The organism is Telluribacter sp., from assembly GCF_035998675.1.
Lineage (GTDB): Bacteria > Bacteroidota > Bacteroidia > Cytophagales > Spirosomataceae > Telluribacter.
In genome coordinates this window covers 116,007-130,009 of sequence record NZ_DASYHI010000019.1, presented here as the reverse complement: position 1 = coordinate 130,009, position 14,003 = coordinate 116,007, and the positions used below count along the sequence as shown (strand labels likewise).

Annotated in this window: 9 protein-coding genes; all 9 read right to left on the bottom strand. The window is 53.0% G+C overall.

Translation table 11 applies throughout. The annotated features are described in order from the left end of the window. Positions 1-18: 18 nt before the first annotated feature. Positions 19-3,135 carry a T9SS type A sorting domain-containing protein gene (locus tag VGN67_RS12815; protein ID WP_327487240.1) on the bottom strand — a complete coding sequence of 1,039 codons (3,117 nt, stop codon included), beginning with the start codon at positions 3,133-3,135 and terminating at the stop codon, positions 19-21. A 154-nt stretch (positions 3,136-3,289) separates the two neighbouring features. Continuing rightward, complete coding sequence (gene obgE / locus VGN67_RS12810; protein WP_327487239.1) at positions 3,290-4,282, bottom strand: GTPase ObgE; 993 nt, start codon at positions 4,280-4,282, stop codon at positions 3,290-3,292. 159 nt (positions 4,283-4,441) lie between these two features. Continuing rightward, positions 4,442-5,011 carry an adenylate kinase gene (locus VGN67_RS12805; RefSeq protein ID WP_327487238.1) on the bottom strand — a complete coding sequence of 190 codons (570 nt, stop codon included), beginning with the start codon at positions 5,009-5,011 and terminating at the stop codon, positions 4,442-4,444. 178 nt (positions 5,012-5,189) lie between these two features. After that, the gene (locus VGN67_RS12800; RefSeq protein ID WP_327487237.1) at positions 5,190-5,879 is read right to left on the bottom strand and encodes a LytTR family DNA-binding domain-containing protein; all 690 of its coding nucleotides are present in this window, start codon (positions 5,877-5,879) and stop codon (positions 5,190-5,192) included. Then, on the bottom strand, positions 5,860-6,942 hold the full coding sequence (locus VGN67_RS12795; protein WP_327487236.1) for a histidine kinase: 1,083 nt from the start codon (positions 6,940-6,942) through the stop codon (positions 5,860-5,862). Before VGN67_RS12795 ends, VGN67_RS12800 begins: the two co-directional genes overlap by 20 nt. After that, positions 6,939-8,054 (bottom strand): serine hydrolase domain-containing protein, encoded by a 1,116-nt coding sequence (locus VGN67_RS12790; RefSeq protein ID WP_327487235.1) that lies wholly within the window; start codon positions 8,052-8,054, stop codon positions 6,939-6,941. Before VGN67_RS12790 ends, VGN67_RS12795 begins: the two co-directional genes overlap by 4 nt. A 169-nt stretch (positions 8,055-8,223) precedes the next feature. Continuing rightward, the gene (locus tag VGN67_RS12785; RefSeq protein WP_327487234.1) at positions 8,224-10,941 is read right to left on the bottom strand and encodes an ABC transporter permease; all 2,718 of its coding nucleotides are present in this window, start codon (positions 10,939-10,941) and stop codon (positions 8,224-8,226) included. 4 nt (positions 10,942-10,945) lie between these two features. Further along, on the bottom strand, positions 10,946-13,612 hold the full coding sequence (locus VGN67_RS12780; RefSeq protein ID WP_327487233.1) for an ABC transporter permease: 2,667 nt from the start codon (positions 13,610-13,612) through the stop codon (positions 10,946-10,948). Continuing rightward, complete coding sequence (locus tag VGN67_RS12775) at positions 13,609-13,947, bottom strand: PadR family transcriptional regulator (protein ID WP_327487232.1); 339 nt, start codon at positions 13,945-13,947, stop codon at positions 13,609-13,611. Before VGN67_RS12775 ends, VGN67_RS12780 begins: the two co-directional genes overlap by 4 nt. Between the last annotated feature and the right edge of the window lie 56 nt (positions 13,948-14,003).

Sequence of the window (14,003 nt, the reverse complement as noted above, 5' to 3'; positions counted from 1 at the left end):
GCACAGTTACTATCCGGCTTAGCGGGCCAGAATTATTTTTTGTATAGCGGTGAAAGAACCGGACTCTACCCGCACAATATACACCCCGTCGGCCAGCGTGGAGAGGTCAACGGTTTTACGCTCTTCAAAAGACAGCGCCGTAAAAGTATGCAGCAGATTTCCCCGCAGATCGTACACCTGTACGGTAGCGTTCTGGAGGTTCTGCAGGGTTTCGAACGTAACGAGTCCGTCCAGGCTGGGGTTAGGATAAATGCTGAATCCGCCGTTGCTCAGGTCTACTTCAAACGGGAACAGTTCGGAGGCTTCGGAGGTACAGGTAAGCGTAGGGCTGTACACCACAAATCCCCGCGCGGAGTAGGTACCCGACTGCTCGGCTTTAATGACTGCATCGGCCGCTGGCAGTAGTACGGTACCGTTGCGCGTCCATTCAAAACGTTCGGCATCCAGCGTGCTGGTGGCTTCTAGGGTATAGGTACCTATTTGTTCTATGACCGGTTTTTGGGGAAGGGGATTGGCGGTGACCAGGATCGAAAGACCGTAGGGCGAAAAGCAACCATTAGTACCCTGCACGCGGGCGGTGTAGGTACCCGACTGCCTTACCGAAATGGAAGGGGTTGTTTCGCCGGAATTCCAGGATAATAGCCCGGTGCCGGTAGCCGAGAGGGTGACCTGATCGCCTTCGCAGAAACTTGTAGGTCCCAGAGCCCTTACCGTGGGTGCAGCTGGCAGGGGAAGGGCCGTAATGCTGATACTGTTGGAGGGGTCAGAGAGGCAGCCGAACTCATTAAGCGCCTGAACCGTATATTCCGCCGATTTAGAAACAGAGACATCTTTGGTACTGGAGCCATGGCTCCAGCGGTAGCCGAAGGCCGGGCTGGCCTGCAGTACCACACTCAGGTCTGCGCAAAAGGTAGTTGGGCCGGCCGCCGTAATGGAAGGCCGGGGGGGCAGCGGGTTCACAACAACCCGCGTCGCGGCGGAGGCGGGCGAGGTACAGCCGTTAATATCGGTTACAGTCAGGGAGTAGTCGCCGGGCGTACGGATATCCACGTTACGCCCCGTAGCGCCGGTATTCCAACGATAAGCGTGCGATTCAGTGGCCTGTAGGGTCGTAAAGTCGCGTTCGCAGAAGGTAGTCGGGCGCAGTGGGGTAATAGTCGGGGCGGCGGGCAGCGGATTTACCTGCACCGTTACGGGGCGCGAGGTGTTTTCGCAGCCGTTGGCGTCCCGCACCTGTACGGTAAAGGTACCTGATTGCGCTACCGTTATAGAATTCGAATTGGCCTGGTTGGACCAGTTGTTACCGCTGGGGTAGCTGGAGGTAAGCGTTACATTGCCTCCCTGGCAAAAGGTGGTGTTGCTACTGGCCGTAATGACCGGCTGGGCCGGCAGCGGATTAACCCTTACAGTTACCGGGTCAGATTCCGCCGAGAAACAACCCTGCTCATCAACGGCGCGTACCCGGTAGTCGCCGGAGGTACGTATGGTCACTACATTGCCCTGCTCCCCGTTGGACCAGACACTCCGGGCGGCATTGGACTGTAGGTTTACTTCGCCTCCTTCGCAAAAGACCGTCGGGGCCGCAATGGTAATGGCGGGCTTAGGCGGTGGCGGGGTAGGGAGTACACCCACCGCCAAACGCGACGAGGTAGCCTGGCAGCCGTAGGCGTTCCGGACGGTAGCAAAGTACTCGCCGGCATTGCTTATTGTTATCCGCTGATCGGTTTGTCCGGTATTCCATACCACCCGACCGGAGGTATTGGCCGTCAGTACGGCGGTGCTATTCTGACAAAGCGGATTGCGGCCTTCCAGCGAAATAGTAGGCTGGAAAGCCCTAACGTTATCGGGAATCCTGATTTCGGGAGAATACATAACGTTGCCGGCGGCGTCCCGCGTACGCACCCGAAAAGTACCCGGCCCGGCGGTAATGGTCCGGTCGTTGGAGCCATTTGTCCAGTTAACCGAGGAGTAGTTGCCTTCCACGGTCAGGGTCAGGGTATTATTCTCGTTAGAACAATTGGCTACCGTTACCCTCGGTAGCGGCAGAGCCTTGTAAGGTTCCGAGCGGGCAAAGAAATTATCGTTGAGATGATTACTCCAGGCATCGCCCAACTGCACCAGTCCACCATCCGAAAAATGGGTCTGATCGCGGCGCTCCATAATCTGATCGGTTTCAGGACCATAAAATACGTTCGGCATCGAGGCAATAACCTGATTCTGCCCTTGTATTACCTGGCTACTGGTGCCCCCCGCCAACGGAAAGAAAGAGGTACGGGATACCACCCACGAAAGGTTTTTTCCGGACTGGCTCCGGCTTTGTTCAATTATGGTACGCAGGTCATTGGCATAGTTGGAAGCACTGGTGTTCAGGTAGGTGTCGGACTCCCCCTGCAGCCACAGCACGGCCCTGATACCCGTAATAGGGACGTAGTACTGCATTACCAGCCTCAGGTTGCTGAAGGGCATCCCGGTACCGGGCGGAGGATAAGGCGCCCCGTTGAATATTGAGTAGGTCTGGCCATTAATGCTCTCGCGCCAGTTGGCAACCGACGAACCATACCAGCCTACATTATAAAACAGAATTGGTACGCCCAGTCGCCCGGCCAGCTGGTCGCCCAGCCGCCCCCACGACCAGGCCGAGTTACCTCGGGGCGCGATAAAGGAGTCCTGATTCAGGTGCGAAAATTCCGGATACGGCAGGTCACTCCCGCCCGCGCCTTCGTTGTAGTAGTTAATGGTATTGACCCGGTCGTCGTTGGCACCGGGGCCTCCGTAGCCCTGGTACCCCTGCGCGTTGGACTGCCCGGCGATCAGAAACACTTCTCCCACACCTACCCGCGACACCGAGCTGCCTCCTACGACCTGGTCCCCGCGCCATACCCGTACTTCCAGGGTATACCAGCCACCCGACCAGTCAATACTGCCGTAAAATTCTCCCCCCTGCGGGTTGTTCTGGATGGTGATCCAGCCGGAATTATTCCCCCCCTGAACAGGTATAAGCTGAGCTTCTACCCGGTCTGCCGCTTCGGTGTAGCTACCGGCTATATAAATAGTAGCTGAATTATTCTTATCTCTTTGAAAAACGGTGCGGTTGATGGGGTACTTAATATTAACCTGACCAAGAACTTCCGGCAAAATAAAGGCTACATTTAAAACAAATGTAACCAATAGCAAATGTAAAGTGTATTTCATCTAATTCAATGGCTTCCAAGATTGTACTACCGCAGCAAATCTCGGTTTAGAACGATTGCAAAGCAACTTTTATTCCATTAAGTTATTCAACGGTAAGTTATTCATTCAGGGTTTTCCAAATCAAGTCTTTCAGCGGCTCTATACCTTCCTGAGTAATAGCCGAAATCAGCAGGTGAGGTACATCAGCGGGTATCTGCTGCGGAATCTGTTTTCGTTCGTCCTCGTCCAGCAGGTCCACTTTGGAGATAGCCAGCAGGCGCTGCTTGTCGAGCAGGCTGGGGTTATACTGCCTCAGTTCGTTGAGTAAAGTCTCGTACTCTGCTCCAATGTCTTCACTGTCGGCGGGTACCATAAACAAAAGCAGGGAGTTGCGTTCAATGTGTCTTAAAAACCTAAGGCCCAGTCCCTTACCCTGCGAGGCGCCTTCAATGATGCCGGGGATGTCGGCCACGACGAACGAACGGAAATCGCGGTAAGATACTACGCCCAAATTTGGCACCAGCGTCGTAAAAGGATAGGAGGCTATTTCGGGCCGGGCGGCCGAAATGACCGACAGCAGCGTGGATTTACCGGCGTTGGGAAAGCCCACCAGCCCCACATCGGCGAGTACTTTTAATTCCAGTATTATCCAGGCTTCCTGACCGGGCTCGCCGGGTTGGGCGTGCTGGGGGGTCTGGTTGGTAGGGGTTTTAAAATGATCATTGCCCAGGCCACCCCGGCCGCCGGGCAGCAAAATAACTTCCTGTCCTTCTTCGGTTATTTCCAGGAGTTGTTCGCCCGTTTCGGCGTGCCGGGCTATGGTACCCAAGGGTACTTCCAGGATAACGTCGGTCCCCTGCGCCCCCTTCCGCCGTCCGCCTTCACCGGCCTTACCCGCATCGGCTTTCACGTGTTTGGTATACTTCAGGTGCAGCAGCGTCCAGAGTTGGGTATTCCCCCGCAGGATTATATGGCCGCCCCGTCCGCCGTCACCGCCGTCGGGCCCGCCTTTATCCACGTACTTCTCGCGGCGGAAATGCACAGATCCCGCCCCTCCGGCTCCGGAACGGGCGTTTATTTTTACGTAATCTATAAAGTTTGATGAAGCCATATTGTGTATCAGTAGCTGTTAGCTACCGGCTGTAAGCTATAAGCCATATGCTTTATGCTGTTGAAAAAAATGAACAAGAAAAAGAGTAAAGTGAATATATCTTTACCTCCTCATAACCGAAATGAAGCCTACTGCCTACAGCATAAAGCCTACAGCAGGTTATTTCTCAATGGCCCGGCAGACGGTGGTGAATATAGTGTCAATTTCGCCAATGCCGTCTACGCCCACGTACTTGCCCTGCTGGCGGTAATAGTCGGCGACGGGGGTCGTTTTTTCGTTATATTCCTGAATGCGCTTCCGGATCAGGTCCACGTTCTGGTCGTCGGGGCGGCCGGAGGTAGCTCCGCGCAGCAGCAGGCGTTTGGTCAGTTCTTCGTTGTCTACTTCCAGTCCTACCATGACCGTAATTTCCTCGTTGTAGCTGCGCAACAGGGCATCCAGCGCTTCGGCCTGCTTGACCGTCCGGGGAAAGCCGTCAAATATAAAGCCTGCCGCCTGCCGGTTTTCCCGCAGTTTATTATCAATCATGCCTATTACTACCTCGTCGGGTACCAGTATGCCCTGGTCCATGAGGGTTTTGGCTTTTAGTCCCAGTTCGGTACCGCCCTTGATTTCTGAACGCAGCAAGTCGCCCGTGGAAAGGTGTACGAGCTTGTACTTTTCGATGATTTTCTCGCTTTGGGTACCTTTCCCGGCGCCCGGAGGGCCAAACAGAACAAGATTGAGCATGGTAGCAGATTGATTATGTACCTTATAGTAGATGAGTATACCGGGCAAATTTACAACTCTTCGGCCATGCTTGGCTATTTTCCTGCTTTTTTAACGCAAAAAGTCCCCGTACGGCTGGCCATACGGGGAGTTCCTGTTAGAAAAGTATACGGCAGGTACCGTCTGATTTGCAAGCCTGTTACTTCATAGAGCGGCCGATCAACTGGTAGAAGTGGTCCCGGTAGGTACCTGATAAAGGGATAAGCGCCTGTTGTATCTTTAACCGGTCCCGTTCAATGGAGTCGATCTTATTCAGAGCTACCAGGTAGGACTTGTGAACCCGGCAAAACTGCTGGCGGGGCAGTTGACGCTCCAGTTCACCGAACGTTTCCAGGGTCATGATTTTTTCAGTCGCCATATGGATACGCCGGTAATCACGCATCCCTTCGATGTACAGGATCTGGTCAAAGGCTACTTTCTGGAGCCGGTACTCCGTTTTTATAAACAAAAACGAGTGACGCGTCTCCTCCGGGACAGCTACCTGCCCCTGCCGGGCGCGGGTGACGGCCTGCAGAAAGCGGTCGAAGGTGTAAGGCTTTAGTAAATAGTCAGCTACCTGCAGGTCAAAAGCTTTCAGGGCATACTGATCATAAGCCGTTGTCAGTATTACGGCGGGCCGTACCGGTAAGGCTTCCAGCAGCTGCAGGCCCGAAAAACCATCCATTTCAATATCCAGGAAAACCAGGTCAATCGGCTCCCGCTGGAGCAGAGGAATGGCTTCCAGTCCGTTATCGACCGCATAGCTGAGCGTCAGAAAAGGAACCCGCTGTACGTACTCTTTCAGCCGCAGCATGGCTAAGGGTTCATCTTCAATGAGTAGACATCTCATAGGCATGTACAGGTAAAACCAGGTGAACAGAGTAGGAATCTTTAGTAGCCTGGATATCCAGGGTATACGTCTCCTGGTATAAAAGGGTTAATCGTTGCCGGAGCAGCCTCTGACCCAGGCCACCCTGCTGTTTCGGCCTGGTGCTGCTTTTGTCAACGACGTTGATACACCGGAACTGGATCTGATTTTCTGCCACCGAAAAGTAAATGCGGATCGCTTCCGGGACCTTCTTGTTGGTAGCGTATTTGAAGGCATTTTCGATGTAGGGTATAAAGAGCATGGGGGCAATCAGTACCCCCTCGGCCGGCCCCTCAATATGCAGGGTCACGTACTGTTCGTTGGGAGTTCGGACTTTCTGTAACTCGATGTACTTTTTGATGTAGGCCAACTCGTGGGTTAAGGGGATCTGATCGGCCTGCGTTTCGTACAGGGTAAAGCGCAACAAGTCCGACAGCTTGTTCAGGTACTGCGAAGCCCGGGGCGCATCCAGCTCAATTAGGATGTCAATATTGTTCAGCGTATTGAACAGAAAATGAGGGTTAAGCTGAGCTTTCAAGAGTTCTATTTCGGTACGCAGGGCTTTGCCGGCCACCATTTCTTTCATGTGAATATCCGTATACCAGGTAATGAACCCCCTGATGACCGTGCCCATCATACCATTCACTACGGCCAGCAGGGTGAATCCGGTCATCAGTACCAGTTGATCCTTCGGCTGAAAGAAAATGAATTGAGTCTGATGCAGGGCTATGTAAATAATGATTGTCGTTGCCATTGACACCATAAAGGTAGCAAACAGGCCGATGCCACTACTCACCACCAGCCCTACGCCAACAAAGAGTCTGACGCGCCGGGTAGTCAGGTAGCGCGGGACCAGCCACCCATAAAAAGCATAGAAGCTAATGATCCCGGTCAGTAAGGCAAAGAGAAGAATAGCTACCCAATCCTCCCAATCCTCCACCGCGGAATCTTCGGTGGCCTGGGACAGGAGAAACAGAAAACTGACCAAAAAGCAGTACAGGAGCCAATAGCTCAGATGCAGCAGAATGACGGTTGCTTTTTTCATCGTTTCACCTCAAAAAAGTAACTGGCAATGGTTTCTACCTCCGGCAAATTGATGTTGACGCCGCTCATATTAGCCGTAATCGCCACCACCAGGTCATGCTCGGGGTACAGCAACAAAAAGGTTCTGCCACCGTCGATTGTCCCACCGTGGTGGATAATTTTCCGGTTCAAAGGGCTGGTACCCATACGCCACCCCAGACCATAGTAGGTATTGGTTCCGTCCAGCAGAAGCTGAGGTGTAAAAAGTAAAGCTACCGTTTCTTTCCGTAATAGCGAATTGGTCAGGAGCCCACGCCCCAGTTTGACCAGATCAACGGGAGTTGATAGCTGTCCACCACCCGCCCACTTATAACTATTATCTACCTGGGCGGCGTTGACCAGTCTGCCCTGCCGGTGTTCATAAAACCGCACCCGGTTAATAACGATACTGTCACTAGCATCTACTCCTGTATCAGACATCCCCAAAGGAGTAAATACGGCCTGCTGCATATAGGAGGGGTAGTCGAGGTGGCTCGCTCCTTCAATAACGGCACTTAACAAGGTATACCCGTAGGTGGAGTAATTATAAGCCGTCCCCGGTTTGAACAGGAGGCTGTCCTGGCTGAAAATTGTCAGTCCCTCCTGCACCGTGGCATACCGTTGAGGGCAAGCCAGCGGATCACTGTCCCGGTAATGGCGGATACCGGCGGTATGGGTAGCCAGCTGCCGGGCGGTAACCGGATATTTTTTTACCGGAAATAGGGGTACATACTGCTGAACTGCCGCATCCAGGTCGAGCTTTTTTTGCTCTACCAGCTTGCCAACGGCTAAGGAGGTAAGTGATTTGGACACCGAGCCAATCCGAAATTTGGAATGGATGGTGACCGGCTGGTGTGTTTCCAGATCGGCGTAGCCAAAGCCTTCCGCCCACAGAATTTTCTGGCTGGTACCTACACAGACCGAGATACCCGGAATGTCCTGAACTGCCCGAAGCGAATCAATGTATTTTTCGGCTCGCCGAATGGCGGTTAAATAATTTTCGTCCTTAATGGATTCTTTGGGTTGGCGCCCGACACTTTGTCCAATGGCTGGAAACCAGCAGAGCAAGCCAAGTAGCATCAGTACGTTTTTCATGGAGCAACGAGTTTGGTTAGTTGTTGCTCTAAAATTGCCTCAACCTGTTGGCTCCTTAAAAGCTATTCTGCAAGTTCCGTTATTTTGTCTGCCATAGTACCATTTTGTCCGATTCCAGATTATTGCTTTAATGAAGTAATTAGCTATTGATTGACCCATTTCCACCAGACTACTCACTCTTCAGGCTCCTTACCGGATTCATCAGGGCCGCTTTAATGCTTTGGAAGCTGACGGTAGCCAGGGCAATGACAACGGACATTAGCCCCGCAGCCGCAAACACCCACCAGGCAGGCTGAATGTGGTAGGCAAATTCTTCGAGCCATCGCGAAGTGGCCCACCAGGCCAGCGGAAAGGCAATGCCGTTAGCAATCAGCACCAGTTTCAGGAAATCTTTCGAAAGCAAAGCGGTGAGATTGAAAATGCTGGCCCCCAGTACTTTACGCACCCCAATTTCCCTAATACGCTGTTCGGCGGCATAAGTCGCCAAGCCGAAAAGTCCGAGGCAGGCGATGAAAATTGTGGCTAGCGCCACCCAAACCAACAAGGTAGCCCGGCGCTGGTCTTCAGCGTAGAACCGGGCCAACTGCTCGTCCAGAAAATGGTACTCGAGCACGTGGGTAGGGTCAATTTTTGTCAAAACTGCATTTATCTTCGCCAGCGTGCCGGGAATGTCGTTGCCGTCGATGCGGGCGACGTAGTAATCGATCGGATAAACCGGATTGTTTTCGTAGGCCAGCACCATCGGGGCAATTTTCTCGCGCAGTGATTGGAAGTTGAAATCCCGCACAATACCGATCACATTAGCGGTGAATGGTTGGTTGGCTTCGTTCATGGGCTGGAAACTTCCCCCCATCGAGCGGGAGGGCATTTCGACGCGCTGTCCCGTGGCTTCGGTGATGCCGAGCAGGCGGGCAGCGGTTTCGTTGAGCAGCACCGAGGCGGAATCGCTTTTTCCGATGAAATTACGGCCATTTAAAAGCTGCAATTCAAAAGTTTTGGCAAAATTCTCGTCGCCGCCGATGGTGTAAGCGACTTTATGGTCTTCAGTATTGCCCTCCGTTCTGATTTTGACCATCGGAATGTCCTTCCATTCACCCGGTACGCGCGAAACGGCCGAGACGTTTTTGACCGTCGCCAGGCGGCTGAATTCTGTTTTGATCGTTTCGGCTCCGCGCCGTATATCGCCGCTGTTGATGTCGACCACCAGCAGTAGTTCTTTGTTGAAACCCAGATTCTTTTCGTTCGCAAACCGCACTTGCTGGAAAAGCACGATAGTAGCTACCATCATCACGACGGAAATCGTAAACTGAAAAATAACCAATCCCTGCCGCAGCGAAAGACTTCCTGTGTTCCGTATTTTGAGATTTTTCAGCAACGAAATCGGACTGAATCGTGACAACAGAAAAGCCGGATAGCTGCCCGATAGCAAACCCGTAACCACCAAAACCAGCAGAGTGTAAAGCCAAATCCGGTAGTCTGTATGGATTCCCAGTGAGAGTTCTTTGTGGGTGAATTCATTGAAGGCCGGCAGCAGGATATTGACCAGCAATACGGCCAATAAGAAAGAAATGGTGGTGACGACCAGTGACTCGGTCAGAAACTGATGGGCGATGTGGCTCTTGAAAGCCCCGCTGGCTTTGCGAACACCTATTTCTTTTGATCGATTGGAGGCCCGCGCCGTGGCCAGATTCATATAGTTGATGCAGGCGATGAGCAGTACGAAAAGCGCGACGCTGGCAAAGATTTTAATATAAAGCAAATCGCCTTCGCTCATAGCCTCCACGTTGGAATTTCTGGCTCCGTCCATAATGCCTTCGGAGTAGAGGTGGATATCGGACAGGGGTTGGAAGCTGTAATTCAGGGATATACCCGGTTCCAGGCTGGCGTTGGCGTCGAGCAGTTGCGTAATTTTTTTGGCTACTGTTGTTGGATTGGCTTTCTCTTTCAGCAAAAAGAAAGTCATGAAATATTGGGAATCCCAGTCCGCTATGAAGTCTTTAAATCTCTCATCGCTGCTGATGGTCGCTTCCGAAACAGCCAGTTTGAAACCAAAACTCGAATTGCGGGGATGGTTTTTCAGGACAGCGGTTATCTTCAGGGGCTTATTGTCCAAAAGCTCAAATTCGACGGTCTTGCCCGCTACCTGGGTATCGTTGAAGAGCCGCTGAGCCAATTCCTCGACGATCACAATGGAGTTGGGTGCGTTCAAGGCCGTCTTGCCATCGCCGTCTACCACTTCAAAGTCGAACATTTCCATCAAGCCGGGATTGGCGAAAGTGACGGTTTCCTGAAAGGTATTCTTGTTTTCGGGGTTGGTAATATTGGCTCTTCCGATTCGGGCGAAACGGGCCGAGTTTTCAATTTCACCGATGCTTTTCTTCGACTCTTCTGATACTTTATAGCTCGACGCCGCAATGGTCAGGTCGTCGGTGGGCGTTTTTTTATGCTGGATGGCCCGATAAATTTGCTCCGTTTGGCGGTGTTGCTGGTCGAAAGTCAGTTCGTCGAAGAGGTAAAGGCCAATCAGCAAAAAGCAACTGATGCCAAAAGTTAGACCCGCCACGTTCAGGGCGGTGTAGAGTTTGTTCCGGACCAGAGTCCGAAAGGTGATTTTGAAATAGTTACGGATCATATCAGGATGTAGGAGATAAGGTTGATAATAGTCTTTTTCACGTTTGCGCCGCCGCACGAAGGGCGGCAGCACCGACAGTACATTGAGCAGGTACCTTAGCGCAGCCTGCCGCTTACCTAACCGTTGGTACCAGTAGGTATACAGCTCCTGCAGGTCACCTTCGACTTCTTCCAGGGTGTCGCCGGGGTGCAGCCAGGTCAGCAGTTGCTGCATCCAGCGTGGTGGGGAGCTGCCTCCTTGTTCATTAGCATTCATATCTTTATTCGCTTCGCAGGCTCCTGACCGGATTCATCAGGGCCGCTTTGATACTCTGGAAGCTGACCGTCAGCAGTGCGATACCTACTGCCAGCGTACCCGCCAGGGCAAACACCCACCATTCTATGTCTATCTGGTAGACGAATGTCTCCAGCCACTGATTCATAACGTACCAGGCAATAGGGGAGGCAATGACGAAAGCAATCAGGACCAGCCTGACAAAATCGGTGGAAAGCAGGGCAACAATACTGGTAATGGAGGCCCCCAGTACTTTGCGAACGCCGATTTCTTTGGTGCGGCGTTCAATCAGGAAGGTAGACAGCCCCCACAGTCCTAGGCAGCAGATGACCAGTGCCAGTCCGGCGAATATACGCAGGAGTGTGAACTGCCGGGCTTCTTCCACGTATAGTTCCTGCAGACTGTCTTCAACAAAGCGGGAGTTGTAAAGGGTATTGGTATGGAACTGTTTCCAGACCCCCTCAACCGCAGCCAGCGTAGACGGGTAACTGGTTGGGCGAAGTTTGAGGTGGGCGGTTTCGTAAAAATACGGGAAGTTCATGATTACCGCGGGTTTGATGGCTTCGTGCAGCGAGCTGACGTGGAAATTGGCTACAACCCCGACAATCTCCGCTTTAATGTCATTCAGGCCAATTTGAATCTGCTTCCCGATCGCCTGCGCGGGTTGGGAGTAGCCCATAGCCCGGACAACCGCCTCATTAACCACAAACACGTACTTTCGGTCAGAAGATGGCATGCCGGAAGCGTTCGTCAGGGTATCCTGGGGTTCAAGAAAGCGCCCGGCCAGCAGCTTTAAACCAAAGGTTTTTTGGTAGCCGGCATCGGCAATTTTGATATTGGCATCAACCCATTGCTCCGGAATGGCTGGATTCGGGATGAGTTTAGTATTAAAGTTATTATTCGAGGTGGGTGCCCCGAAGGCGAAGGACACGGCCTCTACCCCCTGTATTTGCAGTAGGGCATCCCGAAAGGCAGGTCGTTTGGCAGCCTTGCTGGTGACGTCAACCGTCAGTACCGCTTCGCGCTGGAAGCCGAGGTCTTTCTCCCGGAACAGATTCATTTGCTGATAAATAATGGCTACCCCTACTGCCAGTACCAGAGAAACCGTAAACTGAAACACCACTAACCCCTGCCGCAGCCAGACTTGTCCGCTACTGGCCGATTGCACCCGCGAACTCAGGGCTTTGATGGGTTTGAAGCGTGACAGAAAAAGGGCCGGATACAGCCCGGCTGCCAGGGCCGTCAGTACGGCTAGCGCCGCTACCATTCCCGCTACTTCTACCCAACGGAAATCCAGCTCCCGTTCCAGAAAATCTTCCAGCCGGGGCAGCACCACCTGCATTAGTCCCAGTGATAGTAAGGCGGCCCCGCCCGCCAACCAGCCGGCTTCGCCAATAAACTGCCCCATTAATTGGTGTCTGGTGGCACCAATGGATTTGCGGATACCTACTTCTTTGGCCCGGATCATGGCGTGGGCCGTGGACAGGTTAATAAAGTTGACACAGGCAATCAGCAGCACAAACAGGCCTATTAACCCGAAAGTCCAGAGATAGGTAGGTGAAACGGCCGGAACGAAATCTGTACCTTCGGCCTGAACATCAAAGTGAATGGCGTGCAGGGGTTGCAGCACGATTTCGCGGGTTTCCGTACCGTCCGGCTTCATGTACTTGTTGACGAGCTGCTGCATCCGGGCCCTATATTTATCCGGAGCCTGGTTTTCGGGTAATCGTATGAATATGCTGCCCTGCGAGCGCATCCCCCACTGATCAACCCCCAGGTCAAAGTACTCCTTAAGTGTCTTGTACGATACCAGTAAATTGGCCGGCAGATTGGTTTGGCCGGGCATGTCGCGCATAATGCCTGCCACCTGCAACTGCGTTTTCTGGCCCAGATGAAAGGTTCTTCCCACCACATCAGTCGTGCCAAAATACCGTTTTGCGGTACTCTCGCTCAAAATCGCCTGGTTGGGCTGGCCCAGCGCCTGTCGGGCGTTACCCGTAACCATTTCTACCGTAAACAGGTCCAGAAACTGGGGCTCGACAAATAAGGCTCGTTTTTCGGGGAGTAGCTTCTCTGGTGAAATCGCTACAAAGGCATCGCCCTCCGTATGCATACTCACAACAACCGGCCAGTCCGGAAAATCGGTACGTAAAGCTTCACCCATTGGATAAGGGGTAATTCCTGAGTACTCCGTTTCATTCTCATGGCGATCAATCAGATTAACCCGGTAGGTGCGTTCGCCTTGTGGCTGGTAGCGGTCGTAAAGCCACTCGCTCCGAAGAAACAGGCCGATCAGCAGGCAGGTCGTCAATCCAACCGTCAGGCCAAGCAAGTGAACGGCCGTCGTCGCGGGATATTTGCGGAGGTTCCGCCAGGCGATTTTGAGGTAGTTGCGGATCATATCAGGATGTAGGAGATAAGGTTGATAATAGTCTTTTTCACGTTTGCGCCGCCGCACGAAGGGCGGCAGTACCGACAGTACATTGAGCAGGTACCTTAGCGCAGCCTGCCGCTTGCCGGCCCGCCCGTACCAATAGGTATACAGCTCCTGAAGGTCACCCTCCACTTCTTCCAGGGTGTCGTCGGGGTGCAGCCAGGCCAGCAGCCGCTGCGCCCAGCGGGGTGGGGCAGGAGTGGGTACTTTTGGGTTCATATCCCGCTTACTTTTAAGGCTGACGGAGGTACCAGTTGCCAGAGCTGGCTGCGTAGTTGCTGAACATCCTGCAGGGCCCGGCTCCCGTGCGCTGTGATCGTAAACAGGCGCTTGCGCCGGCCGCCCCGCTCGGCGGTAGCGCCGCCCAGCTGAGATTTCACGAAGCCTTTTTCTTCCAAACGAATGAGCGTATTATGTACCGCGCCAAAGGTGATCATCCGGCCCGTCTGCTGCTCAATTTCCTGGCTTACACTCAGGCCGTAGGCTTCCCCATCGAGGATGGCCACCATCAGCAGAACGATCTCTTCAAATTCTCCCAGGTAGGTTCGACGCATTGCCGGTATGTATTAGTTTATATTTTGTCGTACAAATCCTTTGCCAGAAGCCTAAA

What these genes read in the sequence shown, in the direction of transcription:
- obgE (WP_327487239.1), bottom strand. Translation starts at nt 4,282, where the DNA reads ATGGCTTCATCAAACTTTATAGATTACGTAAAAATAAACGCCCGTTCC.
- VGN67_RS12805 (WP_327487238.1), bottom strand. Translation starts at nt 5,011, where the DNA reads ATGCTCAATCTTGTTCTGTTTGGCCCTCCGGGCGCCGGGAAAGGTACC.
- VGN67_RS12800 (WP_327487237.1), bottom strand. Translation starts at nt 5,879, where the DNA reads ATGAGATGTCTACTCATTGAAGATGAACCCTTAGCCATGCTGCGGCTG.
- VGN67_RS12795 (WP_327487236.1), bottom strand. Translation starts at nt 6,942, where the DNA reads ATGAAAAAAGCAACCGTCATTCTGCTGCATCTGAGCTATTGGCTCCTG.
- VGN67_RS12790 (WP_327487235.1), bottom strand. Translation starts at nt 8,054, where the DNA reads ATGAAAAACGTACTGATGCTACTTGGCTTGCTCTGCTGGTTTCCAGCC.
- VGN67_RS12785 (WP_327487234.1), bottom strand. Translation starts at nt 10,941, where the DNA reads ATGAATGCTAATGAACAAGGAGGCAGCTCCCCACCACGCTGGATGCAG.
- VGN67_RS12780 (WP_327487233.1), bottom strand. Translation starts at nt 13,612, where the DNA reads ATGAACCCAAAAGTACCCACTCCTGCCCCACCCCGCTGGGCGCAGCGG.
- VGN67_RS12775 (WP_327487232.1), bottom strand. Translation starts at nt 13,947, where the DNA reads ATGCGTCGAACCTACCTGGGAGAATTTGAAGAGATCGTTCTGCTGATG.